Below are 23412 nucleotides of genomic sequence, written 5' to 3' on the forward strand. Positions count from 1 at the left end.
ACAAGGCCTGAACGCTGCGCCGCTCATCCGGTCCGAAACAAGGCCTGAACGCTGCGCCGCCCATCCGGTCCGAAATAAGGCCCGAAACGCCGCGCGGCGAAGCAAGCCGTTACGGCTTGCGGGCCACTCCAGCCCAGTAGTAGGCCGCCTCCGGGTTGTCCACCGGCTCGTCCGGGCGCCACGCCGACACCGGGGAGACACCCGGGTCCAGCAGCTCCCAGCCGCCGAAGAACCGCTCGACCGCCTCGCGGGTCCGGGCGACCAGGGTCATGCCGGCGCCGGTGGCCGCGGCGACCGCCGCATTCACCTCGTCGGGGTTGAAGTCGGCGGTCGGGTGGGTGATCGCCAGGCAGCTGCCGGACGGCAGGGCGTCGGCCAGCTCCGCGACCTTCGACCACGGGTCGTCGGCGTCGGAGAGCAGCATGAGGATCGCGATCAGGGTCAGCCCGACCGGCTGCTTCAGATCCAGGGTGTCGAGCAGCGCCGGGTCGGTCAGGATCGAGACCGGCTTGCGGATGTCGGCGGCGATGTACTCACTGCGGCCGGACGGGTGGCTCAGCATCAGCGCCCGGGCGTGCACCAGCACGATCGGGTCGTTGTCCACATAGACCACCCGCGTCGACGGCTCGATGCCCTGCGCGACCTCGTGCAGGTTGGGCCGGGTCGGGATGCCGGTGCCGATGTCCAGGAACTGGCGGATGCCCTCTTTCCGGACCAGGTCACGGGCGACCCGGTGGACGAACTTCCGGTTCTCCTTGGCCATGTACCGCATACCGGGGATGGCCTGGATCATCGCCTCGCCGACCGCCCTGTCGACGGCGAAGTTGTCCTTACCGCCCAGCCAGTAGTCGTAGATGCGGGCCGAGTGCGGAGCATTGATGTTGACCCCGGGCGGGGCGACCTCGGTAGGTGGGGAACTGCCCTCTGCCACGACCCGCCTCCTTGCGAAAGAACGCGGCGATACCTCGCGTCGACACGCCGCGTCACGACCCGCCAAGCCTAGCCGCAACGATCGACCGACTTAACCCCCGGAATCCGGTTTCAGGCGGCGGAGGCGAAGCCCCGAGGCGCGGCCGAGACGACGCGATCACGTCCGGCGTGCTTGGCAGCGTACAGGTGACCGTCCGCAGTGGACAGTAGGGCGGGCTGGGTCAGAACCGGTGTGTCGGCGCTGGTGGCGACTCCGATGCTGATCGTCACCGGCAGGCCCCGGGTGATCCCGTGCCAGTCGTGGTCGCGGACCGTGCGGCGGATCCCGTCGAGCAGGGCGACGGCCCGGCCGGTGGTGGTGCCGGGCAGCACGATCAGGAACTCCTCACCACCCATCCGGGCGGCGAAACCACCCGGGCAGCTGCTCGCCACCCCGTCGGCGAGCAGCCCGGCCACCCGGACCAGGACCTGGTCGCCCACGTTGTGCGAGAGCCGGTCGTTGATCTGCTTGAAGTGGTCGAGGTCGACGAGCGCGATGGTGAGCGCCGGGTCGGACTCGATCAGGGCCGGCAGTTTCTCGTCGATGTGGCGGCGGTTGTGCAGGCCGGTCAGCGGGTCACGGCGGGCCTGCTCACGGAAACGCTCCGCCTCCTGCCGAGCCTCGACCGTCTCGAACATCGCCTGTCTGGTCCGGGCCCGCGCCTCACGCTGGAGCGAGTGCTGGTTCTGGTACGCCGAGAAGAACGTCTGATGCGCCGCGAAGGCGGCCTGGTAGTCACCGCGGGCCGCGAACAGCTCGGCCTGCTCCTGGTGCATCCGGACCAGGGACTCGCCGAGATCACGCTCGATGCACTGCTGGTGTGCCTCGTCCAGGCTGGCCTGGGCCAGGTCGAACCGGCCGAGACCACGCTGCGCCTGGGCCAGGGTCACCAGGTACTGGGCCATGTCGTTGGCGTCGTCCCACTTGCCCTCGGCGTGCCGCTCCAGGCACAGCGCCAGGGTGCGCTCGGCCTCGGCATACCGGCCGTTGCCGATCTGGATCGAGCCGATCGTGTCGAGGTAGGCCGGCTCGAGCGCCATCTCCCACTCGTCGGCCAGCCGTAGCAGACGGTCCGCCACCTCCTCGGCCCGCTGCTGGTCGCCGGAGTCGTACTCGGCGTACGCGTGGTTGTTGAGCAGGCACAGCAGGGCCGGGTGACCGGCCTGCACGGCCAGCTCCTCCGCCTGCGCGTATCGGATGCGCGCCGCGTCCATCGAGCCGGCCGCCCAGAAGGCGTCGGCCAGCTTGGTGCGGTGCCAGATGTGCATGTGCGTGGTGCAGTCGTCGTCGAGCAGCTCGACCGCGAGCAATGCCTGCTCGAGGCCCTGCTCGGCGTCGCCGAGGTGCTGGTGGATGTAGGCCCAGAGCATGTGCATGCGGGCCATCAGGACGCGGGCGTCGTTGGCGACCACCCACTCGTGGACCTGCCAGATCTGCTCGGTGGCCGCGCTGATGTCGCCGAGACGCATCAGCATGTTGGCCTGGCAGAGTCGGGCTCGCGCGATCAGCAGGGGATCGCCGAGCGACTGAGCCGCCTCTTCCAGACGGATGGCCCGCGCCAGCTCGGCGTGGGCATCCCAGGAGCGTCTGTCCTCGATGTCGAGAAGGGCAGCCGAGAGCATGTCGGCGTCGATCGGGTACTCCATCAACCGCCTCCCTCCTCCGGCGCGTGCATTTCCTCAGCGAGGCCATCGGCGTACGAAAGCCGGGTCTGAGGGAAAACGCCGGGCTCCCTGAGGCTAGCTCTGCGTGAGGAGCCGACCCCAGGGAGTACGGAGTGATCTGCGACCTATTCAGCCGAGGCGGCCGGGGATGAAGAGGAGGAGGAGACCAGCGGCCGTGACGGCGCCAGGTCGACCGTCGACCGCAGCTTCGTCGGCTTCATCGCCACCGCGGCGATCACACCCACCACGGCCACCGCGGCCGAGATCAGGAAGATGTGACCGGTCGCGTCGCCGTACGCGACCCGGACCACGTGCTGGATCGCCTCCGGCAGGCTGCTCAGGTTGAGGCTGCCGCCCCCGCTCGACGCCGCGCTCGCCGGCACGCCCATCGCGGTGAGCTGCTCGGTCATCGAGTCGGCGACCTGCCGGGCGAGGACCGCGCCGAGCACCGAGACGCCGATCGTGCCGCCGAGCGACCGGAAGAAGGCGACCGTGGAGCTGGCCGCGCCGATGTCCTTGAGCGAGACGGTGTTCTGCACGGCGAGGACCAGGTTCTGCATCGACATGCCGACCCCGATGCCGACGACGGCCATCGCGGCGCCGATGTACCAGAGCGGGGTGTCGTGGTCCAGGAACGAGAGCGCGGCGAACCCGGCGACCAGGGTGATCGTGCCGGCCACCACGTACGGCTTGATCCGTCCGCTCTTGGTGATCGCCCGCCCGGCGAGCGTCGAGGAGACCAGCACGCCGCCCATCATCGGGATCATCAGCAGGCCGGCCTCGGTCGGGCTGTAGCCCCGGCCGATCTGGAAGTACTGCCCGAGGAAGACCGAGCCGCCGAACATCGCCATGCCGACCGCGAGACTGCCGATGATCGCCAGTGTCGTGGTGCGCTCCCGGACGATGGGCAGCGGCACGACCGGCTCGGCGACCCGCGACTCGACCCAGACGGCGAGGGCGAGCAGCAGCACACCGCCGCCGACCATGGCCCCGGTCTGCCAGGAGAGCCAGGCGAACGAGTCGTCCACGAAGGACACCCAGACCAGGATGACGCTGACGCCCGCTGCGATCAGGGAGGCGCCCAGGTAGTCGATCTTCACGTTCTCCCGGCGCATGACCGGCAGGTGCAGGGTCTTCTGGAGGACGATCAGGGCGATCACGGCGAACGGCGCGCCGATGAAGAAGCACCAGCGCCAGCCGAGCGCGTCGGTGTCGACGATCAGGCCGCCGAGCAGTGGGCCGCCGACCGTGGCCAGCGCCATGACGCCACCGAGGTAACCGTTGTAGCGGCCGCGCTCCCGGGGCGGGATCATCGCGGCGATGGCGACCTGGACCAGCGCCTGCACGCCGCCCATACCCAGGCCCTGGAAGGCGCGGGCGGCGATGAGCTGCTCGGTGTTCTGCGTGAAGCCGGCGATCAGCGAACCCAGGATGAAGATCACGATCGAGGCCTGGACCAGGACCTTCTTGCTGTAGAGGTCGGCCAGTTTGCCCCAGATCGGGGTGGACGCGGTGGCGGTCAGCAGGGTCGCGGTGACCACCCACGTGTACTGCGTCTGGGTGCCCTCGAGGTCGCCGATGATCTTCGGCAGGGCGGTGGAGACGATGGTGGAGCTGGCCATCGCCACGAAGAGCACGAGCAGAAGGCCGGACAGTGCCTCCATGATCTCGCGGTGGCTCATCGGGCCCTGCTGCTCCACCCGATCTTCAGTGGTAGCGCTCATCGTGAGGCCTCCAGGATCAGGTCGTTGGCGAATCGGTTGAGTGACGTGGTGAGCGTGGCGATCTCCTCCGGCGTCCAGTCCCGCAGCGCCGCGGTGATCTGGTCCTCGTAGCGGCTGCGGACCTCGTCGAGGACCGTGTTGCCCCGGTCGGTGAGTCGCAGGGTGCTGGCCCGTCCGTCGCACGGATCGGCGATGCGCAGCACCAGGCCGTCGCGGACCAGGGTGGCGACCGCCCGGCTGACCGTGGACGGGTCGAGCGCGTGCTCGGCGGCCAGCTCTTTCATGTGGCAGTTGCCGGCCGGCTCGTGGCGGCTGATCGCGGCCAGCATGCCGAGCGGCGCGATCGAGGGTTGCTGCTGCTTCAGGAGGCGGACGGCTTTGAGGAGGTCATGGAAGGCATCCATCAGTCCGCGCCGTTCGTTCATGATCGCCTCCTCGTGATGCTTGCTGCATACAACTATCTCCCCAAACTTGCCCACTGTGCAAGTTTGCTCATTGGGAACTGAATCACACGCCGGTACGCTCAGATCATGAGTGCGGCGACCGAGCAGGGCCTTCGCGAACGCAAGAAGGAGGCCACCCGTCAGGCCCTCTACGAGGCGGCGTTGCGGCTGGCTCTGGAGCTGGGGCCGGACCGGATCACGGTGGACGCCATCGCCGACCGGGCCGGGGTCTCCCGGCGGACCTTCTCCAACTACTTCGCGAACAAGGAGGAGGCGCTCTTCCACGGCGACCGGCGCCGGATGCTGCTGCTCTCCGGCCTGGTCCAGGCCCGCCCGGCGGCCGAGCCGCCGTGGACCGCGCTGACCGCGGCCGCCGCCGAGTTCTACGCCGAGCTGGGCGACCTCGATCCCGAGTGGATCGCGCAGAGCCGCCTGATCCGGCAGCATCCGTCGCTGGCGGCGGCGCAGGTGCAGACCTTCGCCGCGCTGGAGCGCGAGCTGAGCGACCAGGTCGCGGTCCGATTCAAAGATCAAGACCCGTCGGGGGTACGCGCAAGGCTCGTCGCCGCCACATTCCTGGCCGTGCTGCGGGTCTCCCTCAACGTGTGGCTGGAGCACCCGGCCGAGCTCAAGTTCTGGGACGTGGCCCGCGACGCCCTGGAGATGGCCGGCCGGGGATTCGACAGCCGGACATGACCGAAACGCGGCCCCGGGGTGTGGTCACCCGGAGCCGCGCTCGATGTGCAGCTCAGCCCTTGAAACCGGCCAGGATCCGGGTGAACTCGAAGGCCGTCTGGCTCACGTTGGTGCACTGGAAGAGCGCGCCGGAGCAGGCGTTCTTGTCGCGGTGCGCCTCCCACAGCGAGACGAAACCGATGTGCTTGGCGTTGGCGTGGGCGACCAGGTCACGGGCGTCGGCCTGGGTGAAGACGCCGTTGTCGTCGTTCACGCCGATCATCGGGGTGACACCGACCATCCGGTACGCCGCCGCGTCGTTGTTGCCGTAGATCGACTTGATCTGCGCCTGGGTCGAGTCGACAGCCTGGATGGCGAGGTTGCCGTAGTCCTGGCCGGCCCGGCCGTAGTCCATCGCCATGATGTTGACCAGGTCGAGGTCGACTCCGGCGTTCTTGGCCGACTTCACCACGTTCAGGCCGTCCGCGGTGAGGCCCTCGGGCAGCACCGGCAGGGTCAGCGAGATCTTCAGGCCCGGGTTGGCCTTCTGGAGCGCGGCCAGGGCGGTCGAGCGGCGGGCCACCGAGGCCGGGTCGGCGACCGCGGCGCCCTCGATGTCCAGGTCGATGTACTTCAGCTGGTACGCGTCGACGACCGCCTGGTACTCGGCCTGGAGCGCGGACACGCTGGTGCACGCCTGGGCCAGCTCGACACCCGTGGCGCCGCCGAAGGACACCTTCACGTCACCGCCGGCCGAGCGGATCGCCCCGATCTGGTCGGCGAACTGCTTCTGCCGCGGGTCGAACGCCGCGAACCAGCTGGCCTTGCAGCCGGCGCTGGTGACGAACGCGAGGCTGAACGACTTCACGCCGCCACCGGAGGCCAGCGACGACAGGGTGGTCGCGCCGTTGGAGAGCAGGCCCATGTCCACATAGGGGGCGACCAGCACGCCGCCGCCGGCCGGTGTGGTGGCCGTGGCGGTAGCGGTGGCGGTGGCCGTCTTGGTGGGCGTGGCCGTGGCGGTCGCGGTCTTCGTGGGCGTGGGCGTCGCGGTCGCCGTCTTCGTCGGAGTGGCGGTCGCGGTGGCCGTCGGCGGGGTGACCACGCCGCCGGAGCAGGACGCCCCGTTGATCGTGCAGCTCGTCGGGTCGCCGCTGCCGGTCACGATGAACCCGAACGAGACCGTCGCCCCGGCCGGGATCGTGCCGTTCCAGTTCGCGTTGCTCGCCGTCGTCGACGTCCCCGAGCCGGTGACGTTGGTGTCCCAGTAGCTGGTCACCTTGGCCGTCGACGGCAGGCCGAAGACCAGCTTCCAGCCCTCGACGGCCGTCCCGCCGCTGTTGCGGATCGTGTATTTGGCCTGGTAGCCGGTGCCCCAGTCGCTGTCCTTGGCGAAGGACGCGGTGAGCGACGCCGGGGCGGCGGGCGTGGTCGCGGCGACCGCAGCGCCGATGCCGCCGCCGACGGCCAGCACGGCGGCTGACGAGTAGATGGCGAACCGCAGACGGCTGCGTTGCATGGGGGACTCCGATCGATCGAGGACGGAGTCGATTCTTCGTCCGGATGGCTTAAGAGCGCTCCGGCCGTACCCTTAAGGATCTTTAAATCGCCTTGGCGCCCAGGCCGCCGATCACCAGGTTGAGGGCGCGGCGCCAGGCCTGGGGGTCGGATGAATGCTGGGCCACGCCGGCGTTCGCCATCATCAGCAGGGCGAAGTCGCGGCCGGTGAAATCGGCACGCAGCCGGCCGGCCCGCTGGGCGCGGGTCAGCACGTCGACCGCCCGCTGATAGGCGGTGGAGCGGAGCCCGGCAAGCCGTTCGTCGTCGTCGAAGGCCGAGGTGACGAGTAGTTCGGCCAGACCACGATCGGTGGCCTGCAATTCACACACGCGGGTCAGGTAACCGACGAACGCGGCCCACGGGTCGGGGTGTTCGAGCGCCTGCTCGGCGAGCTGAACCGCGGCGGTCATGTGGCTCGCGAAGACCTCCGCGATCAGGTGCCGCCGGCTGGGGAAACGCCGGTAGAGGGTGGCGTTGCCGACCCCCGCGCGCCTGGCGATCTCGTCCAGCGAGGCATCGAGACCCTGCTCGGCGAAGACCTCCCGCGCCGCGGCGAGCAGGGCCGCGCGATTGCGCCGCGCATCCGCGCGCAGCCGGGTGGCCATGCGCCACAGGATACGACGTTCCGCGGGAAAGGCAGAGATCCGATGTTACCGTCCGCATGATCAGCATGAATGGTGCAGGAGGTGCGGGAATGCCACAGATCGAGTTAGAGGTGCCGGCCGCGGACGGTTCGGCCGAGGCGTACTTCGTCACGCCGGAGGGCTCCGGGCCGTTCCCGGCGGTGCTGATGTTCATGGATGCCTTCGGCCTGCGGCCGAGGCTCATGGAGATGGCCGTCCGGATCGCCGGGCAGGGGTACGCCGTCCTCGTGCCGAACCTCTTCTACCGCGACGCCGGCGGGCAGCTGGTCACGCCTGACGAACTGACCGACCCGGAGAAGCGCGGCGCCGCCTTCGGCCGGCTGATGCCGATGATCAGAAACCTCACGCGCGAGCGGATCGGCGCGGACGCGGCCGCCTACCTGGACTTCCTGGCCGGCCGCGACGAGGTGGCAGCCGGGCCGGCGGGGATCGTCGGTTACTGCATGGGCGGCCGGAACGCGCTGGTCGCGGCCTCGGAGCACCCGAACCGGTTCGCCGCGCTGGCGAGTTTCCACGCCGGCGGAGTGGTCACCGACGCCGCGGACAGCCCGCACCTGGGTGTGCCGAACCTGACCGCGGAGGTCTATTTCGGACACGCCGACAATGACGGCTCGATGACCGCGGAGCAGATCAAGGCGCTGGAGATCACCCTCGCCGAGGCCGGGGTCGAGTACACCTCGGAGCTCTACGAGGGCGCCCCACACGGCTTCACCATGAGCGACACGTCGATGTACCACCCGGAGGCCGAGAAACGGCACTGGGCGGCGCTGCTGCCGCTGCTGGACCGTGCCCTCAGCTGATGCAGAACTCGTTGCCCTCCGGGTCGGCCATCGTGAACCACGCGTGCGGGCCCTGACTGGCCTCCCAGAGGAAGGTGGCGCCGCGCGCGACCAGCTTGTCGCGCTCGGCGTCCCGGTTCTCGGCACTCACCCGGACGTCGACGTGCCAGCGGTTCTTCACCGTCTTGGCGGCCTCGTCGAACTGGAACAGCAGCCGCCGGCCGTTCTCCGGGTGCAGGATCGCCGCGCCGGTACGCCAGACGAGCTTCCCGTTGTGATGGGTGGTCTCGTCGTCGGTGGCATACCCCTTGGCGATCATGTCCTTGATGAACGCCTCGTCCTGGGGCTCCACGTTCCAGCCGAGCGTCTCGGCCCACCAGTCGGCGAGGGTGTGCGGTTCGGTGCAGTCCACGGTGACCTGGAAGTCGTAAGCCATGAGGCGAACGTACCCAGGAATCAGGACAGCATCCGGCCTAATTGGCGTAGAGGCCCGGGAAGTACCTGTCGATCGCGGTCACGTCGTACACGTGCCGCACTTCGTTGATCTTGTCGTTTTCCACGCCGAGGAACTCGACCAGGCGGGCCGTGCCGAACGGCGCCGCCAGGTCGTAGATCAGCGCCGCACCGTCCACCGCGTCGGTCCGGGCCACCACGGTGACCCCGTCCGCGAACGCGGCGATCCGGTGCAGCACCTGGAGCAACTCCTCCTCGTCCACCGGCGCGTCGAGGTTCCACTCGGCCTCCACGTCCGGGGCGAGCAGTTTGCGTGCCCCGGTCAGGTCGTCGCTGGTCCACGACCTGACCCAGAAATCCACCACGTCCAAAGTTCTCAGCCGTTCAGCATGGTCTCGGCGCTCACGAAGGTGTAACCAGCCTTGATGATGCCCGGCACCAGCTGCTTGAGGTAGTCGGTGCCCAGATACCCGTGGTAGAAGAGGCTCGCCACGCCGTCCCGGATCACCAGGTTGCGCTCGGCGCTGGCGATCAGGTCGGCCGGCAGCCGCGGCGGGTGCCCGTTGTAGGCGTCCGGCTCCACGTTGCCGATGTTCTCCGGCACCACGACCGAGCCGTACACGTCCCGGACCGTGTACGGGAAGAACTGGCCGAACTGGCGGGGGTAGTCGTACTTGGCGCCGGTCAGCACGCCCGGGAAGTAGAGGCCACGGTCGTACCGTTTGCCGAACAGGGTGTTCGCCGCCTGGTAGTCGGCCGGGCTGGCCGCATAGTGCGGGAACTCGAAGATCTTCGGCATGCCGAGACCGGTGGCGGTGAAGACCGCGCCGGAGGCGACCATCCGCGCGGTGGCCCAGGCGACCGAGTCCTCCTTCACCGGGCCGTCGTAGATCACCCGGTCGTTGGCGTCGACGTGCGCCATGAAGAACTCGAAGTCGTTGGCGCTCACCCCGTCGTACGGGTTGGCGACCGAGCCGTACTGGTGGGTGTAGCCGTGCATCAACAGCGTGCCGCCCTTGGCCTGCATGTACTTCAGGGCGGCCACCACCAGCGGCTTCTTGGCGAGGGTGTAGTCCTCGGCCTTGCCGTCGTTCAGGGCGCCCTTCGGGTCCCGGTAACGCGGGTAGACGGCGACGCTGAACGGCACCTTCTGCGACGACAGGTAGTCGGCGATCGCCTTCAGTTCGTCCGGGTCCGAGTCCGGGCCGATGTCCTCGATCCGGATCAGGGCACGGTGCCGCTCGGCGGTCTTCGGGGCGAGGGCGTCGAACAGCAGGTCCGCGAAGATCAGGTAGCGGTCGTCGTGCGTGACGTACGAGAACGGGATCTCACCGACGTAGGTCAGGTTCCCGGACCGCACCGCCCACGGCAGCGTCGACCCGTCCGCGCGCTTGGCGGCGGCCAGCGTGCTGACCTTCGAGGCGTCGGCGACCGACAGGTTCATCAGGCCCGACTTGTTGTCCGCGCCACGGGTCAGCGAGCGGCCCTTGTAGGACACCTCGGGCACGTCGGCGAAGTCGTAGAGACCACTGGTGAAACCGAACTTCGCGGCGAATCCGTCCAGCTTGGTCAGCTGCCAGATGTTGTCACGGACCCAGATGACGGGCTTCGTGGTGGCGGCCACGTCGGTCAGGAACGCGGCCGGCAGCGGCTCGTCGTAGGTCGAGCCCAGGTAGATCAGGGCCGAGTGGTTCGCCAGATCGCCGGCCTTGTAGGAGGACACCGGCGCGGCCGTCCAGGAGCCGAAGTGCGAGCTCAGGTTCGCGACCTGGGTGGCGTAGACCTCGCCCAGCCAGCCGTAGTCGCCCGTGTTGTCGTACAGCACAAGGGTTTTGGCCGTGCCCCCGCCGGGAGCCGCCTTGCCGGTCTTGACCGACGAAGTGGTCGCGGTGGCGGTGGCGGCGTCCGCCTCCATGGTGCTGAAACCGACGGCGGCGACCGCGGCCGCGGCGGCGCCGGCGGCGAGAACGTTGCGACGAGAGACGATTGCGGTACGCATCAGGCGACGGCTCCGGACGTGAGGGCGGACGGGGCGACGGGCATCGCGTCGGGGAAACTCGCGAGACCGAGGAGGGCGGCGGTGGCCTGGGCGGTGCGCTGCGCGGCGAGACCGTCGCCGTACGGGTTGCCGCCGGCCGTCATCGAGTCGCGGCGGCTCCGGCTGTCCAGCAGCAGCGACGCCTCCGACACGATCAGCGCGGGGTCCGAGCCGACCAGCTTGGCGCAGCCGGCGTGCAGCGACTCGACCCGCTCGGTCACGTCCCGCAGTACCAGCGCCGGAACGCCGAACGACGGAGCCTCCTCCTGGATGCCGCCCGAGTCGGTGAGCACCAGGTAGGCCTCGGAGAGCAGCCGGGACAGGTCCGGGTAGGGCAGCGGGTCGGTGACCGTCACCCGCTCCACCCCGGCCAGGGCGGCGTCCACCTGCTCGCGGACCGCCGGGTTGGGGTGGCTCGGCAGGATCACGTCGATGTCGTCGTAGCGGGCGATCAGCTCCTTGACCGCGGACAGGATCCGGTCGAGCGGCTCACCCCACGACTCACGGCGGTGCGCGGTCACCAGGACCAGGCGGTTCGTGCTGTTCGCCCGGGCCGCGGCCACGGCGGTGTTCTCGAACGGCAGCTTGCGGCCGGCCACCGCGAGGGTCGCGTCGACCACCGTGTTGCCGGTGATCAGCACGTCGGTGACCGGGATCTTCTCGTCCAGCAGGTTCATCGCGGCCAGCGGCGTCGGTGCCAGGTGCAGGGCGGCGACCTGGGCGACCAGACGGCGGTTGCCCTCCTCCGGGAACGGCGACTCGAGGTCGCCGGAGCGCAGGCCGGCCTCCAGGTGGACGACCGGGATGCGCCGCCAGAACGCGGCCAGGGCGCCGGCCAGGCTGGTCGTGGTGTCGCCCTGCACGATCACGGCGGCCGGGGTGCGTACCGACCAGAGCTCGTCCAGCTCGCGGATCATCGCGGTGAGCAGCTCGGCCTGACTGCCGGTCTCCCGCTCGACCTGGAGGGTGATGTCCGGCGCCAGGTCGAAGGCGGCGAGCGCCTGGGTGACCATCGTCGGGTGCTGACCGCTGGCCAGCAGGATCGGGGTGAGCAGGCCGGCCTCACGCATGGCGAGGGCGACCGGGGCGAGTTTGACTGCTTCGGGGCGGGTGCCGCCGACGAGGTGGACTTCACGAGACACGGGGGGAGCCTTTTCTCTCGTTCGTTACTTGAAGGGGGGCGGGAAGGCCTCAGGCGGGGACGGCCAGAGGTTCTTCGACGAGGCGCTCGGTCTTGGCCCAGGCCTGGCGGCCGCTGGCCTGCCGGCCCAGAGCGCGATAGGTGGCGGCCAGACCGAGGATCAGGAAGGCGGGGTACGCGAGAGCGGCGGTCAGCATCCGGGGCATGCCTTCGTCGCCGTGCTTGCGTTTGTGCACCAGCGCCCAGAGCACACCCGGGAACGTGGTGACTCCGAACCAGACACCCAGGCTCTCGCCCAGCGCGGCCCAGGTCGGGATGAAGACGATCGGGTGACCGACCAGCAGGCCGCCCAGTCCGGCGATCCCGGTGCCGATCAGCAGCACCGTGACGATCGCGTTGGCCCACGGCGAGAGCAGGTAGTGCAGCATCTCGGCCAGGGCGATCCGGGCCACCCGCGGCGACTCGAAGAGCCGGCCCAGGTAGCGGGCGCACTGCATGTTGCCCTGCGCCCAGCGGGTGCGCTGCCGGGTCAGGCGGCGGACGTCGACGACCGCCTGCTGGGTCACCGAGGCGCGGGAGGTGTAGCGGATCCCGACGCCGTTCAGGTGCATCCGCAGGCCCAGCTCCAGGTCCTCGACGAGGCAGCTGGACCAGGGCGCCGTGCCCAGCGTCTGGAGCGTGGAGAGGCGGCTGAACTGGCCGTTGCCGCCGAGACCGACGGTGTCCAGGGCGTCGCGCATGTTCTGGCAGGCGTCCACGATCGCGCCGAACTCCAGGTCCTGCACGGCGCCGAGGAGGCGGTTGCGGTTGCGGATGCGTACCTGCACCTGCGCCGCGCCGACCCGCTCGTCACGCATCAGCCGGGACACCTCGACCAGGATGTTCTCGCTGCCCTGGCCGTCGCCGTCGATGATCCCGACGACCACCTTCTCCGGAGCCATGCCGGCCTGGGCGGTGAGCATCGAGATGTGCCGGTACGCGGCGTTCAGCGCCTCGCCCTTGCCCTGCCGGGCCTCCGGCAGCTCGCGCCGCATGATGTGCAGCCGCGGGTGATCGATTCCGGCCAGCACCTCGGGAGTGCGGTCGTCCGAGCCGTCGTCGACGACCAGCACCCGGGACAGGGTGCCGGCCGGGCCGCGCAGGTTGAGGGCCGCGCCGACCGTGTTGGCGACGACGGCTTCCTCGTTCAGGGCCGGGACGATGATCCAGAAGTGCTCGGGACGGCCGTTGCCACCGGCCAGCGAGCGATTGACGACCTTGGCACGGTGGGTGCCGTGGTAGCGGAGTGCGAACCAGACCAGGATCACCGTGGTGATCGGCCAGGCCAGCAGGACCGCGTAGCCGGCGACCGCGAACTGCCAGCTGTCCGACGCGGTCATCGGAACCTCCCCCGTAGTCGTTACCGTCCGTGCATTTGCCCTGGACGTAATAGGACATTAGGGAACTACCGAGCGTCACTCAAGGGCGTTCAGCGGAACGGAGGAGGAGACCGGCTAAAAGGGCGAACCCAGACATCTCAGACTGCGCTCAGCAGGCGAAACCGGGCGCGTTCAGCGCCATTTCCGGCAAATGGGGTTAGCTCCGGCCCGGAGTCGCCTGGGCACGGAGCGTGACTTTCGAGATCGCGTCTGGCTGAATACGCTGAGTGAGCGAGAAGCTACTGTGGGCCGTCGAGCAGGGTCGGGTCACTGCGCAGCATCGCCGCCAGGCGACGGGCCGCCATCTCGGTCTCCTCCGGGCGCTCCACCTGCAACGGGATCGGCTCCGGAAGCGGCTCCGGGAACCCCTGCTGCGGCTGTGGCTCGGCATGCTGGGCCGGATAGGACGGCGCATACGGATGCGGCTCCGTGTAGCCCTGCGGCTGCGCGGCCGCATACGGGTGCGGTGGAACCGGAGGCGGCGGTGCCGGCGCGAACGGATGCGGCGTGATGTTGCCCTGATCGGCATAGCCGGCCTGGTCATAACCGAAGGCCTGCTCGTGCCGGTTGGTGACGAACGGCTGCTCGGCAGTCGTCGGCTCGACATAGTCGAAGTCAGTGGTCGGGCCGAATCGGTCCTGATCGTCGCGGCTCGCCCGTGGGGGCGCTGCCGACGATGGCTCCTCGACCGGTTCCTCGACATCGATCTCGAAGTCGGCATGCCTGGGGCCGGCCTCGGTGGCCCGTGCCGTGACCGCGTTGTCGGCGGTCACCTGGACCACACCGTCGGCCATCGCGAAGTGGAGCAGCACCGGATCACCAGCGCCCTCGACGCCGACTGTGACCGTCATCTGGGGATTGCGGGAGACCACACCCGCTATCGCCTCGACCAGCTCGGTCACCGCCGGCGGAGTGCCGCCGCTCTCTCCGGCGGCCCGGCGCCTCAGCTCGTCCCGCCGGGCGAGCTTGTCGAGCGCGTCGTCCAGTCCGCCTCGCACGTCACCGTCCTCTTTCCTACGCGGTCGCCCGGTACCCCAACTGTGCCCCTCCGTGGGCAGGTTTGGGAACCGCTCTGCTCCGGGTTCCATGGGAAACCGTCACCGGGCGACCCGGACCACACCCTACGACTTCATCCGAATGGCCTTGTCGAGAGCCTGGTCCAGTACCACGAGCAGAGCGTCCCGTACCGAAGCACGGAATCGCGCATCGAAGGATATGACCGGCACGTCTTCACGCACCGCGAGGGCCCACCGAACCTCCTCCACGCTGTAGCTCATCTGCCCGTTGAAGGTGTTGATGCCGACCACGAACGGCAGGCCGGCCCGCTCGAAGTAGTCGACCGCCGGATAGCAGTCGTCTATTCGATTGGTGTCGACCACGACCAGCGCGCCCAGAGCGCCCTTGACCAGGTCGTCCCACATGAAGGCGAACCGCGTCTGGCCGGGCGTGCCGAAGATGTAGAGCTTCAGCGTCTGGTCGATGGTGAGGACACCGAAGTCCATCGCGACCGTGGTGCCGGTCTTCATCGTGGCCTGGCCGGGATTGTCGATACCGACCGACTCCGAGGTCATCTCGGCCTCGGTGGTGAGAGGCGAGATCTCGGAGATGGCGCCCACGGTGGTCGTCTTGCCCACCCCGAAGCCGCCGGCCACGATGATCTTGACCGGGACCGGCGCCTTCTTGGGCGCCGGAGCACCGGGTATGCGCGCGGTACCGACGACGCGGTTAGCTGATGGATCGAAGTCCACGGATCACTCGCATGATGGTGTCGGGGTCAGGTGTGTCGTTCTCCAGCACATGGACGTCGAGCTGGCCGGTGGCGCGAAGGTCGCCGACCAGGATTCGGGTGACACCCAAGTGCAGGCGAAGTCGTGCGGAGATCTCAGCTACCGAGATCGGACTCTCCTCGCAGAGAGACACGATCGCCCTGGTTTCCGGAGAGAGCCGGGACGGTGGCGCACCGGGCACCAGCGTCACCTGAGTCTCCATACCGATGTCGGGGTCTCCTCCATCGGTCCGCCCGGACGTGATGACGAACGGGCGCAGCGTATTGGTCGATGACTCGACCGGCGGTTGCTCCCCGGTAGGGGTATAACCACCGGCCGAGTGCTGAGGACCGGATTGCAGGAAGGGCCGGACTCCGGTTCGCGCCGGAGGTACCGGGTCGTCGGGGTCCGGATAGGTCACTGCTGGACTGCGTTCTTAAGCTCGGCGATCAGGCGCGGGCTCAGAGCGCCACCGGCGCGGGTGGCGAAGAGCGTCATCTCGTACGCCAGCGTGCCCAGGTTCGCCGAACGGTCGGCGATGACACCCAGCACCGAGCCGGCGCTGATCGCGGTGACCAGGAGGTACCCGTCCGCCATGTCGATGATGACCCGGTTCAGCGCGCCGAGGCGGTACCAGCTGGCGGCGCCACCGGCGAGGCTGGTCAGGCCCGAGACCACGGCGGCGAGGCGCTCGGCGTTGGGCCGGTCCTTGATCGCCGACATGGCCATCAGCAGACCGTCCGAGGAGACGGCGATGGCTTCGATCACACCCGCGGTGCCGGAGGTGAACGAGTCAAGCAGCCAGTTGAAGGTTTTGGCTTCAGCGCTGAGCTGACTTTGCGCGGGGGAGTAAGGGGAAGTCATCGCGGTTGTCCCTCGTGTTGTGGCTGACTTTCATTCAGTGCGAGTGCGACTCCGTACTCGAACTGATCCATGAGAGCCCGGGCGGCCTCGGGGTCCAGCGTGGACGGGGCCGGCGGGGTGATCGGTTGATGCATCTCGTCGCGCGGGAGGGTTGCTCCCGGCACTCGACGGGTCAGCGCCGAACCACCGTTGGAGGACGGCGGCGCGGGCGGTGCGGCCGGCGCGGGCGGCGCCGGAGGTGCCCACTGCTGCTGCTGCTGCGGAGCGGGCGGCGGAGACACCGGGGCGGGCGCGTTCCAGCTGGGCGCGGGGCTGTCCCAGCTCGGGGTGGAGAAGTCCGGCATCGGGATCGACACGCTCGTGTCGTGAGCGCGGCTGACACCCGCTTCGAAGGCGTCGAACGCGGCCCGGGCGGCGAGCGCGTCGTCCTGCGTCTTCGGCGCGGCCAGCTGGTGCGGCGCGTGCTCCTCCGGGAGCTGGCTGCCGGGAACCCGGCGGCGCAGCGGAGCACCCGTGCCGTTGCGCTGCGGCTCGGGGGCGACCGGGACCGGCGGGACAACGGGCGGGGCGACCGGGATCTCCGGAGCGGCCGGGGCCGGAACGTTCCAGCTCGGCTGCACGGCCACCTCGGCGCTCCAGCTGGGCTGAGCCGGGGGCAGCTCGGGCAGTGCGGCCGGAACCCGGCCGGCGACCGGAGTGCCCATGTCGTACGACTGGACCGGCTCCGGGTAGCTGCCGGCCGACGGGTACGCCGGCTCCTGGTACGCCGGACCCGGCGAGTAGACCGGCTCGGCGTCGTAGACCGGCTGGCCCGCGTACGGGTCGGCCGGAGCGCTGCCGAGCGCCGGTGCGCCAGACCCGCCGAACGCGTTCCACGACGTGCCGGCCTCGACGACCTGGGTGGCCCGGCTCAGCTTCGCCGGGTCGAACGGCTGCTGGCTGCCGGGCACCGACCGGACCGCCGAGCTGGCGATCGCGACCTCGGTGGTGTTGCCCCGCAGCGCCCCCGAGTAGGCCGGCGCCACCGGGTACTCGGCGGACTGGATCTGCGGCACCATCGGAGCGGCCGGGAAGGCGGCGACCGGGGTCGTCGCCGGGTAGGCCACCGGAGCCATCGGGGACAGGTTCTCCACCCGGCCGATCAGGTGCGACGGGCTCAGGTCGATCCAGGCGGTCAGACCGCCGTCCGGGGTGTCGGTCAGGGTCACCTCGATGCCGTGCCGGCGGGCGAGCCGGCCGACCACGAAGAGACCCAGAACCTCGGTGGGCGCCAGGTCGAGGCGCTCACGGCGGGTCAGTCGCGCATTTTCCTCGGCCAGACGCTCGGGCGCGAGGCCCAGGCCGTGGTCGATGATCGCGAGGCGGGCGCCGCCACGCAGCTCGTCGGCGCTGACCGTGACGTTGGTGTGCGGCGGGGAGAACGTGGTGGCGTTCTCCAGCAGCTCGGCCAGGAGCAGCGTCAGGTCGGCCAGGACGGCCGGCACCACGACGATGTCCTCGGGGATGTCCACCTCGACACGGGTGTAGTCCTCGATCTCACCGAGGGCGAGACGGACGACGTCGGTGAGGCCCAGCGGCGCCATGTGCTCGTTCGCACCGGCGCCACCGGAGAGCACGACCAGCGCGGACGCGTTCCGGCGCAGACGGCTGGACATGTGGTCCAGACGGTAGAGCTCGCGCAGGCGGTCGCTGTCGGTCTCCTTGCGCTCCAGCGTGTCGATCAGGGACAGCTGGCGGCCGACCAGGTTCTGGGTACGGCGACCGACGTGGCCGAACATCTGGGCGACGTTACGGCGGCCGAGCACCTGACGTTCCACCAGCCGGGCGGCGGTGGTCTGCACGCGGTCGAAGGCTCGGGCCAGGTCACCGATCTCGTCCTGGGCCTCGACGTCGACCGGGTCCAGTCGGATCGGGCGGACCTGAGCCTCGGCCTCGTCGTCGGCCACGCGCTCGAGCTCGGACTCGGCGGCGCGGGCGATGCGGTCGGCCGAGACGGTGAGACGCCGCAGCGGCCGGGCGACCGCGCGAGCCATGAAGATCGACAGCGTGACCACCAGGAGGAGCAGCAGGAACGCGCCACCACCGATGAGCAGCGACTGCTGGATGGCGCTGTCCCGGTTGTTCGCCACGGTCAGGCCCACGTCTTGGGCCACGCGCTTCTCGACGAAGCTACCGAGGATGGTCACCGACTGAAGCGACGGGAACAGCAGCTGGATCCGCAGGCCCTTCAGCGCCAGCGTCGGGTTGGTCTCCAGCGCCTCGGTGAACTTCGGGCCCACGCGCGCGGTGAACGCCTGCTGGGTGCTCAGGTAGAGCTTGTACTGGGTGTCGGTGAAGTACACCTTCGACGACGTGATGATCGACTGGATCTGCGCGAAGGTCGAGGTGAACTGGCTCAGCAGCAGCGCCGCGTCCTGCGGGTTGCTGCCGGAGACCACCGCGGTGGCCAGCCAGCACGACGCCTGGCTGATCAGGTCGTCGGAGCGCATGGCCCGGTCCAGGGCGTAGACCTGCTGGCCGACACCGGTGGACAGGTCGGCGCTGGTGGCCAGGCCCAGGCCCTCGATCAGCGGGTTGATCGCGCTGGTGAAGTCGGTGATCACGGTCGGCGGCTTGATCGACCGGTTCAGAACGTTCTGCCGGGTGCTGTTCAGCTTGGCGGCGCCGGCGATGGCCCGGCGCAGCGCGAGCGGAGCGTCCTCGTCCTCGGCGAGGTGCGCCACCGAGTCGGCGGCCTCCGCGCTCTGCACCACCAGCTCCGGGCGCTCGACCAGACCGAGCAGGTAACCGACCGAGAGCAGTCGTTCCTCCTGCAGCTCGATCAGGGCCGAGCTGACCGCGGTGGCCCGGACGACGGTGTCCGCGGTCTCCTGGGCGGTGGTGGCCGCGTCGATGCGCTCGTAGATGACCGGGATGGCCAGGCCGACGACGCCGAGCAGGGGCACCAGGATCAGCAGGGCGAGTTTGCCCAGGATGCGGAACTTTCCGAATAGCACGTTTAACGCTCCCAGGCCGGCGAGCCGCCGAAACCGCCTCCGGCGAAGCCGGGCGGGTTGTCACCCTGGACCGAGACGTCGCGGCTGCTCTGGGACGCCTCACGACCGGCCAGCACGGCGCGGCCACGGTTCCAGAAGGCGGCGATCACGAGCAGGACGATCGAGGTGATGAGCATCGCCCAGGCCTCGGCGCGGCGGTAGTCGAGGCTGTCGGTGCGCTCGTCGAGCATCGTCGACATCTCCTTGAGCAGGACCGTGGCCAGCGCCTTGAGCGCGTTGGTCAGGGTGCTCTGCGCGGTCACCAGGATGGAGACGTCCGGGGTGTTGCCGAGGTTCGCGCCACGGTTGGCGGCCTCGACTCCGCGGCGGAACGCGTCCAGGTTGTTGACCGTGTTGCTGGCGAGGGTCGAACTGTCGGTGTCCTCGGCCGCGGCCTGGAGGTGGTCGGTCAGCTCGGCGACCGCCTCCTGGACGGCCAGGATCTCGGCGCCGAACTGGACCGCGAGCGCCGCGCGCTGGTTGTTCTTGGCGGCGGCGAGCATGTTCGCCAGGTCGCCCATCCGGCTGACGTGGGTGACCGCCTCCGGCATGTCGACCGTGATGGTCTCCTGGAGGTACCAGATGTCGCTCTGCTGGTCCTGGTTGAGCTTCGAGTTCTCGCGAACCTCGTTGTAGAGCTCCAGAGCGAGGTCACCGACCTCGACGTGCGCCTGGTAGACGTCCTCGGCCGTGCCGCTGACGCCGGGCAGGCGACCGATCTTCTCCTTGAGGCCGGCCCAGCGGCTGGTGGTCTCCAGGTCGCCGCCGAGGTTCTCGTCGACACCCTGCACTCGCGCGACGGCGGCGGTCAGCGAGGCCGGCTCCTGGGTGACACCCTGGAGCGCCGACGACTGCGACTCGGCGAGCGCGCTGATCAGTGGCGCCAGCTCGGCGAGGTATTCGACTCCCTTGAGTTTGAGAGCCGTCTCGTCCCGCTGAGTGGTGTTCTCGTTCAGGACGCGCAGAAACAGGACTGCGGTCGGCAGCACGACGAGAACCGTCAGCACCACCGCGAGGGCGGAGCGTAAACGGGATCGCCGGCTCTTCACCGAGACTGACATTGCTTTAGTCCTCCGCCATGCACACGCGATGGGCCAGTGGGGGGCTACGGACAGTAGCCATGCGGGCGCACCGATCCGGGTCAATCTATCCGAGAAATCCTCAGAAAACCCCTTTCCAAGGGTCAGAGTTCGCTCGGCTGATCGGGGGATACGCGGTACTCCCGACTTCGCTGTACGAGCGGCCACGCTGCAAGTCCACGCGGTTTTCGGGCAAAGTCAGGGGTGCCGCGGGAGATCGTATCCGCCGCCCCGGCGGGACGTGAATATGAGTTCTACTTCGGATTTGTTACGTCTCGGCGTCTTTGCATTGACCGAACGTGCCTGCGCGATTGCTCTGCGGAATTTATCGACGCAGAGTAGTTAAGCGAATACAAAAATACGGGCCTCTCCGACCGGTTTCGGTACGGAGAGACCCGTATGACTCAAATCCTGGCCAGTGCCTTACGAAGCGGATCCAGGCCGAGCGAGCCGAGGTTCAGCGCGTCGCGGTGGAACGTCTTGAGGTCGAAATCACTTCCTTTGCGGGCCTTTGCCTCGTCCCGGGCCTGCAACCAGATGCGCTCACCGACCTTGTACGACGGCGCCTGCCCGGGCCAGCCCAGGTACCGCTTCCACTCGAACCGCAGGACATCCTCCTGCATCCGGCTGTGCGCCCGGAGGAACTCCCAGCCCAGCTCCGGCGTCCATCGTTCGCCCGGGTGGAAACCGAACGGATTGTCACGCGGGATCTCCAGCTCCAGGTGCATGCCGATGTCGACGATCACCCGAGCCGCCCGCAACGACTGGCCGTCGAGCATGCCCAGCCGGTCACCCGGATCACCCAGGTAGCCGAGCTCGTCCATCAGGCGCTCGGCGTACAACGCCCAGCCCTCGCCGTGCCCGGACGACCAGCAGAGCAGCCGCTGCCAGCGGTTCAGGGTGTCCGCCCGGAGCAGGGTCTGGCTGATCTGGAGGTGATGGCCGGGCACACCCTCGTGGTAGACGGTGGTGACCTCACGCCACGTGGAGAACAGCTGCTGCGACTCGGGCACCGCCCACCACATCCGGCCGGGCCGGGAGAAGTCCTCGCTCGGCCCGGTGTAGTAGATGCCGCCGTCACTGGTCGGGGTGAGGCAGCACTCCAGTTTCTGGGCCGGCGGCTCGATGTCGAAGTGCGTGCCGTTCAGCTCGGTGATCGCCCGGTCGGAGAGCGCCTGCATCCAGTCCCGGAACGCCTCCTTGCCCTTGATCGAGCGGGCCGGGTCGGCGTCCAGCGCGGCCACCGCCTCGTCGATCGAGGCGCCCGGCCCGACGATCTGCGCCGACACCGCCCGCATCTCCCGCTCCAGGCGGTCCAGCTCGGCGAAGCCCCAGAGGTACGTCTCCTGCAGGTCCACCTTCGCGCCGAGGAAGTACTGCGAGGCCAGGGTGTACCGGTCCAGGCCGGCGGCCTCCTTCTCGCGCCCGAGCGGAGCGAGCTCGTCACGCAGGAAGGCGCCGAACGCGACGGTCGCGGCGGTGGCCGCCTCGGCACCGGCCCGTAGCTCGGCGGCGAGCGCGCCGGAGGCCTGAAGCCGGCCGGCGAGCGCGTTGAAGAAGTCGTCGCGGGCCGGATCGGTCCACGCGTCGCACTGATCGGCCACCGCCGCCAGCTGCTGACGTGCGCTGACCCGGCCCTCCGCGGCACCCTCCAGCAGGGTCCGCCGGTACTGCTCCAGCGCGCGGGGGAACGCGTTCAGCCGGGCGGCGATGTTGGCCACCGCCTCCTCACCCTCGGTCGGCATCACGTCGAGCACGATCCGCAGCTCGTGCAGCCCGCTGGTGATGACGCTGACATCGGTGCTGACGTAGCCCGCGTCGTGCTGGGCCAGCTGAAGCCCGAGGCGCTCCATCATGGCGTCCTTGGCGACCTGTTCGGACTCGTGCTCCGGCTCGATCACGTCGAGCTCGTTGACGGTCCGCCGGATCAGCTCGGCCTGTGCCGCGAAGCCCTCCGGTGAGAGGTCGTCGGTCTTGTCGTCGTAGCCGGTTATGCCGGCTGAGGTGGCGCCCGTCGGATTCAGGGCGGCCCAGTCGTCGACGTAGCGGTTCGCGAGTTCGTCAATTCGTCCCACGGTTGCCGACCCTACGGGACGTCACCGGTGTGACGCGGTCCACCGGGTGAGGCGTTCGGCGGTCCACGTGTTCACGATCCGGTCGGCCGGGACACCGCACAGCGCGGCCCGCTCGCAGCCGAAATCCAGCCAGTCCAGCTGGCCGGGGGCGTGCGCGTCGGTGTCGACGGTGAACAGGCAGCCGGCCTCGCGGGCCACGGTGAGCATCCGCTTCGGTGGATCGAGCCGGTCCGGCCGCGAGTTGATCTCGATGGCCTTGCCGTGCTCCAGAACCGCCGCGATCACCTTCTCCAGATCGAAGTCGCTCGGTGGCCTGGTCCGGGCCTTCCGGTGGGCGGCGTCGCCCTCGCCGGGCGCCGACACCTTGCGGCCGGTCATGTGCCCGAGCACGTCCAGGTGCGGGTTGGCGATCGCGGTGACCATCCGCCTGGTCATCCGGGCCGAGTCGTCGCGCAGCTTGCTGTGCACCGACCCGACCACCAGGTCCAGCCGGGCCAGCAGCTCGTCCTCCTGATCCAGGCCGCCGTCGTCGAGGATGTCCACCTCGATGCCGGTCAGGATGCGGAAGCCGTCGGGCAGCGCCGCGTTCAGCCGGTCCACGTGGTCGAGCTGTCTGCGCAGCCGGTCGGCGGTCAGCCCGCGGGCCACGGTCAGCCGCGGTGAATGGTCGGTCAGCACGAAGTACTCGTGCCCGAGGTCAGCCGCGGCCAGCGCCATCTCCTCGATCGGCGAGCCGCCGTCGGACCAGTCGGAGTGCACGTGACAGTCGCCGCGCAGGGCGGCCCGGATCGCGGCCGCCTCGGCCGGCAGATCGGCGCCCTCGGTCGCGGTGATCCGGCGCAGGTAGACCGGCTCCTCACCGGCCAGCGACTCGGTCACGCAGCGGGCCGTCACATCGCCGACGCCCGCCAGTTTCGCCAGGGTGCCGGCCTCCGCGCGGGCGACCAGCTCGTCGTGCGGCGTCTTCGCGATCGTGGCGGCCGCCGACCGGAACGCGCGCACCCGGTAGGTCGCCTCGTTGGCCCGCTCCAGCAGGAACGCGATGCGACGTAGGTCAGTGACCGGATCACGCGACGAGGCCATG

21 protein-coding genes are annotated in these 23412 nt (G+C 69.5%); 2 read left to right on the plus strand and 19 right to left on the minus strand.

Going from position 1 to position 23412, the window contains the following annotated elements:
• Positions 1–109 precede the first annotated feature (109 nt).
• From AB0E94_RS05775 to AB0E94_RS05790, 4 genes are all read right to left on the minus strand, one after another.
• A complete protein-coding gene (locus AB0E94_RS05775) occupies positions 110–931 on the minus strand; it encodes an SAM-dependent methyltransferase (protein WP_360323014.1) in 822 nt (273 codons plus the stop codon).
• A 110-nt stretch (positions 932–1041) separates the two neighbouring features.
• Positions 1042–2616 carry a diguanylate cyclase gene (locus AB0E94_RS05780; protein WP_360323016.1) on the minus strand — a complete coding sequence of 525 codons (1575 nt, stop codon included), beginning with the start codon at positions 2614–2616 and terminating at the stop codon, positions 1042–1044.
• A 143-nt stretch (positions 2617–2759) separates the two neighbouring features.
• Positions 2760–4358: an MDR family MFS transporter gene (locus AB0E94_RS05785; RefSeq protein ID WP_360323018.1), complete on the minus strand. Its 1599-nt coding sequence runs from the start codon at positions 4356–4358 to the stop codon at positions 2760–2762.
• Positions 4355–4783, minus strand: coding sequence for a MarR family transcriptional regulator (locus tag AB0E94_RS05790; RefSeq protein WP_360323020.1), 429 nt, complete (start codon positions 4781–4783; stop codon positions 4355–4357). The genes AB0E94_RS05785 and AB0E94_RS05790 overlap by 4 nt, the downstream gene beginning before the upstream one ends.
• 105 nt (positions 4784–4888) lie before the next feature.
• Here AB0E94_RS05790 and AB0E94_RS05795 point away from each other — a divergent pair, with 105 nt between their 5' ends.
• A complete protein-coding gene (locus AB0E94_RS05795) occupies positions 4889–5497 on the plus strand; it encodes a TetR/AcrR family transcriptional regulator (RefSeq protein WP_360323022.1) in 609 nt (202 codons plus the stop codon).
• Between the two features lie 52 nt (positions 5498–5549).
• Here AB0E94_RS05795 and AB0E94_RS05800 read toward each other — a convergent pair whose 3' ends face one another.
• Together AB0E94_RS05800 and AB0E94_RS05805 are read right to left on the minus strand one after the other, a co-directional pair.
• Complete coding sequence (locus AB0E94_RS05800) at positions 5550–6995, minus strand: cellulose binding domain-containing protein (protein WP_360323024.1); 1446 nt, start codon at positions 6993–6995, stop codon at positions 5550–5552.
• An 82-nt stretch (positions 6996–7077) separates the two neighbouring features.
• Positions 7078–7641 carry a helix-turn-helix domain-containing protein gene (locus tag AB0E94_RS05805; RefSeq protein ID WP_360323026.1) on the minus strand — a complete coding sequence of 188 codons (564 nt, stop codon included), beginning with the start codon at positions 7639–7641 and terminating at the stop codon, positions 7078–7080.
• An 89-nt stretch (positions 7642–7730) separates the two neighbouring features.
• Between AB0E94_RS05805 and AB0E94_RS05810 the strand changes: the two genes are divergently transcribed.
• The gene (locus AB0E94_RS05810; RefSeq protein WP_360323028.1) at positions 7731–8480 is read left to right on the plus strand and encodes a dienelactone hydrolase family protein; all 750 of its coding nucleotides are present in this window, start codon (positions 7731–7733) and stop codon (positions 8478–8480) included.
• Here AB0E94_RS05810 and AB0E94_RS05815 read toward each other — a convergent pair.
• The 13 genes from AB0E94_RS05815 to AB0E94_RS05875 form a co-directional block, all read right to left on the minus strand.
• Positions 8473–8895, minus strand: a complete 423-nt coding sequence (locus AB0E94_RS05815) for a VOC family protein (RefSeq protein WP_360323030.1) — start codon at positions 8893–8895, stop codon at positions 8473–8475. The genes AB0E94_RS05810 and AB0E94_RS05815 overlap by 8 nt on opposite strands.
• A 37-nt stretch (positions 8896–8932) precedes the next feature.
• A complete protein-coding gene (locus tag AB0E94_RS05820) occupies positions 8933–9274 on the minus strand; it encodes a hypothetical protein (RefSeq protein ID WP_360323032.1) in 342 nt (113 codons plus the stop codon).
• A 14-nt stretch (positions 9275–9288) separates the two neighbouring features.
• Positions 9289–10911: a polysaccharide deacetylase family protein gene (locus AB0E94_RS05825; protein WP_360323034.1), complete on the minus strand. Its 1623-nt coding sequence runs from the start codon at positions 10909–10911 to the stop codon at positions 9289–9291.
• Positions 10911–12092, minus strand: coding sequence for a UDP-N-acetylglucosamine 2-epimerase (non-hydrolyzing) (wecB, locus tag AB0E94_RS05830; protein ID WP_360323036.1), 1182 nt, complete (start codon positions 12090–12092; stop codon positions 10911–10913). The genes AB0E94_RS05825 and wecB overlap by 1 nt, the downstream gene beginning before the upstream one ends.
• 49 nt (positions 12093–12141) lie before the next feature.
• Positions 12142–13470: a glycosyltransferase family 2 protein gene (locus AB0E94_RS05835; RefSeq protein ID WP_360323038.1), complete on the minus strand. Its 1329-nt coding sequence runs from the start codon at positions 13468–13470 to the stop codon at positions 12142–12144.
• A gap of 278 nt (positions 13471–13748) precedes the next feature.
• On the minus strand, positions 13749–14507 hold the full coding sequence (locus tag AB0E94_RS05840) for a hypothetical protein (RefSeq protein ID WP_360323040.1): 759 nt from the start codon (positions 14505–14507) through the stop codon (positions 13749–13751).
• A 123-nt stretch (positions 14508–14630) separates the two neighbouring features.
• A complete protein-coding gene (locus AB0E94_RS05845; protein WP_093622394.1) occupies positions 14631–15257 on the minus strand; it encodes an ATP/GTP-binding protein in 627 nt (208 codons plus the stop codon).
• The gene (locus AB0E94_RS05850) at positions 15235–15696 is read right to left on the minus strand and encodes a DUF742 domain-containing protein (protein WP_360323042.1); all 462 of its coding nucleotides are present in this window, start codon (positions 15694–15696) and stop codon (positions 15235–15237) included. The genes AB0E94_RS05845 and AB0E94_RS05850 overlap by 23 nt, the downstream gene beginning before the upstream one ends.
• Positions 15693–16139: a roadblock/LC7 domain-containing protein gene (locus AB0E94_RS05855; RefSeq protein WP_093622396.1), complete on the minus strand. Its 447-nt coding sequence runs from the start codon at positions 16137–16139 to the stop codon at positions 15693–15695. The genes AB0E94_RS05850 and AB0E94_RS05855 overlap by 4 nt, the downstream gene beginning before the upstream one ends.
• Entirely contained in the window at positions 16136–19135 is a 3000-nt protein-coding gene (locus AB0E94_RS05860) for a nitrate- and nitrite sensing domain-containing protein (RefSeq protein ID WP_360323044.1), read from the minus strand. Before AB0E94_RS05860 ends, AB0E94_RS05855 begins: the two co-directional genes overlap by 4 nt.
• Before the next feature lie 2 nt (positions 19136–19137).
• Positions 19138–20184: a hypothetical protein gene (locus AB0E94_RS05865; RefSeq protein WP_360323046.1), complete on the minus strand. Its 1047-nt coding sequence runs from the start codon at positions 20182–20184 to the stop codon at positions 19138–19140.
• A gap of 473 nt (positions 20185–20657) precedes the next feature.
• Positions 20658–22328, minus strand: coding sequence for a DUF885 domain-containing protein (locus tag AB0E94_RS05870; protein ID WP_360323048.1), 1671 nt, complete (start codon positions 22326–22328; stop codon positions 20658–20660).
• Positions 22329–22349: 21 nt separating this feature from the next.
• On the minus strand, positions 22350–23411 hold the full coding sequence (locus tag AB0E94_RS05875) for a PHP domain-containing protein (protein ID WP_360323050.1): 1062 nt from the start codon (positions 23409–23411) through the stop codon (positions 22350–22352).
• Between the last annotated feature and the right edge of the window lies 1 nt (position 23412).

The sequence above is a fragment of the Actinoplanes sp. NPDC026670 genome, from assembly GCF_040638175.1.
Classification (GTDB): Bacteria; Actinomycetota; Actinomycetes; order Mycobacteriales; family Micromonosporaceae; genus Actinoplanes.

Excerpts from the sequence above, each read along its gene's own strand:
- AB0E94_RS05805 (WP_360323026.1), bottom strand. The coding sequence starts at position 7,641 with ATGGCCACCCGGCTGCGCGCGGATGCGCGGCGCAATCGCGCGGCCCTG.
- AB0E94_RS05785 (WP_360323018.1), bottom strand. The coding sequence starts at position 4,358 with ATGAGCGCTACCACTGAAGATCGGGTGGAGCAGCAGGGCCCGATGAGC.
- AB0E94_RS05815 (WP_360323030.1), bottom strand. The coding sequence starts at position 8,895 with ATGGCTTACGACTTCCAGGTCACCGTGGACTGCACCGAACCGCACACC.
- AB0E94_RS05780 (WP_360323016.1), bottom strand. The coding sequence starts at position 2,616 with ATGGAGTACCCGATCGACGCCGACATGCTCTCGGCTGCCCTTCTCGAC.
- AB0E94_RS05795 (WP_360323022.1), top strand. The coding sequence starts at position 4,889 with ATGAGTGCGGCGACCGAGCAGGGCCTTCGCGAACGCAAGAAGGAGGCC.
- AB0E94_RS05875 (WP_360323050.1), bottom strand. The coding sequence starts at position 23,411 with ATGGCCTCGTCGCGTGATCCGGTCACTGACCTACGTCGCATCGCGTTC.
- AB0E94_RS05790 (WP_360323020.1), bottom strand. The coding sequence starts at position 4,783 with ATGAACGAACGGCGCGGACTGATGGATGCCTTCCATGACCTCCTCAAA.
- AB0E94_RS05855 (WP_093622396.1), bottom strand. The coding sequence starts at position 16,139 with ATGACTTCCCCTTACTCCCCCGCGCAAAGTCAGCTCAGCGCTGAAGCC.
- AB0E94_RS05825 (WP_360323034.1), bottom strand. The coding sequence starts at position 10,911 with ATGCGTACCGCAATCGTCTCTCGTCGCAACGTTCTCGCCGCCGGCGCC.
- AB0E94_RS05810 (WP_360323028.1), top strand. The coding sequence starts at position 7,731 with ATGCCACAGATCGAGTTAGAGGTGCCGGCCGCGGACGGTTCGGCCGAG.
- AB0E94_RS05800 (WP_360323024.1), bottom strand. The coding sequence starts at position 6,995 with ATGCAACGCAGCCGTCTGCGGTTCGCCATCTACTCGTCAGCCGCCGTG.
- AB0E94_RS05835 (WP_360323038.1), bottom strand. The coding sequence starts at position 13,470 with ATGACCGCGTCGGACAGCTGGCAGTTCGCGGTCGCCGGCTACGCGGTC.